General features: G+C 60.1%; 2 pseudogenes. Both read left to right on the top strand.

The annotated features are described in order from the left end of the window. Positions 1 to 304, top strand: a pseudogene (locus J9889_RS23735) (IS21 family transposase); the annotation flags it as partial. A gap of 14 nt (positions 305 to 318) precedes the next feature. Continuing rightward, positions 319 to 429: pseudogene (locus J9889_RS23730) on the top strand (ATP-binding protein); the annotation flags it as partial.

Raw genomic sequence — 429 nt, 5'->3', positions numbered from 1 at the left:
TAAGCAGTGGGCTGCCGACATCGGACCGGGCACCTTGTGCTGGGTTAGCGAACGGCTGGCAGAGAAAGCCCATGCCGAGCAGGCATACCGACTCTGCCTGGGACTGCTGAGTCTTAGCCGGGAGTATCCGCCATCACGAGTCGAAGCCTGTTGCCAGCTGGCCAACCGGGAAGGACTGGTGCGGCTCAAGCAGCTCAAGTCGGTGCTGACCAGTGGCCGCGACCAACTGTCCGCAAGTCCGCTCAGTTATCCAGAACTGCCGCAAGAGCACGAGAACATCCGCGGCCCCCAGAGCTTCCACTAAAGAGGATACGTCCCATGACCCAACAAACGCTGACCCGCTTGAGACACCTGAAACTGACCGGCATGGCGGATGCCGTGCAACAACAACTGGAACAGGCAAGTACCTACGAAGGGCTGCCCTTCATC

The sequence above is a fragment of the Aeromonas sp. PrichA-15 genome, assembly GCF_017939245.1.
In the GTDB taxonomy this organism is placed as follows: Bacteria; Pseudomonadota; Gammaproteobacteria; order Enterobacterales; family Aeromonadaceae; genus Aeromonas; species Aeromonas caviae.
This window is presented reverse-complemented; position numbering and strand designations above follow the sequence as displayed.